This is a genomic window from Enterobacter chinensis, assembly GCF_034008295.1.
In the GTDB taxonomy this organism is placed as follows: Bacteria; Pseudomonadota; Gammaproteobacteria; order Enterobacterales; family Enterobacteriaceae; genus Enterobacter; species Enterobacter chinensis.
Map to the genome: position 1 here is coordinate 1 of NZ_JARDVI010000017.1, position 856 is coordinate 856.

The following is an 856-nucleotide window of genomic DNA, read 5'->3' on the forward strand; positions in this document are numbered from 1 at the left end:
TTAGCCTTGGAGGATGGTCCCCCCATATTCAGACAGGATACCACGTGTCCCGCCCTACTCTTCGAGTTCACAGCAAGTGTGCTTTCGTGTACGGGGCTGTCACCCTGTATCGCCGGACTTTCCAGACCGTTCCACTAACACACAAGCTGATTCAGACTCTGGGCTGCTCCCCGTTCGCTCGCCGCTACTGGGGGAATCTCGGTTGATTTCTTTTCCTCGGGGTACTTAGATGTTTCAGTTCCCCCGGTTCGCCTCGTTAACCTATGTATTCAGTTAACGATAGTGTGACGAATCACACTGGGTTTCCCCATTCGGACATCGCCGGGTCAAAGGTTCATATCACCTCGCCGGCGCTTTTCGCAGATTAGCACGTCCTTCATCGCCTCTGACTGCCAGGGCATCCACCGTGTACGCTTAGTCGCTTAACCTCACAACCCGAAGATGTTTCTTTCGATTCATCATCAAATTGCGAAAATTTGAGAGACTCGAACACACATAACATGTGTGTCGTTTCAATTTTCAGCTTGATCCAGATTTTTAAAGAGCAAATATCTCAAACGTCACCCGAAGATGAGTTTTGAGATATTAAGGCAGGTGACTTTCACTCACGAACCAGCAAGTGGCGTCCCCTAGGGGATTCGAACCCCTGTTACCGCCGTGAAAGGGCGGTGTCCTGGGCCTCTAGACGAAGGGGACACTGAAGTCTCAATCGCAAGACGCCTTGCTATTTACTTTTCATCAGACAATCTGTGTGGACACTACAAAGGCAGGTTCTTTAAGGTAAGGAGGTGATCCAACCGCAGGTTCCCCTACGGTTACCTTGTTACGACTTCACCCCAGTCATGAATCACAAAGT

The 856-nt window shown here is 50.0% G+C and carries 1 tRNA gene and 2 rRNA genes; all 3 read right to left on the bottom strand.

Annotated elements, in window-relative coordinates:
- Positions 1 to 428, bottom strand: a 23S ribosomal RNA gene (locus PYW49_RS23265); the annotation flags it as partial.
- A gap of 192 nt (positions 429 to 620) precedes the next feature.
- A tRNA-Glu gene (locus tag PYW49_RS23270) sits at positions 621 to 696 on the bottom strand.
- Positions 697 to 781: 85 nt separating this feature from the next.
- Positions 782 to 856, bottom strand: a 16S ribosomal RNA gene (locus tag PYW49_RS23275); the annotation flags it as partial.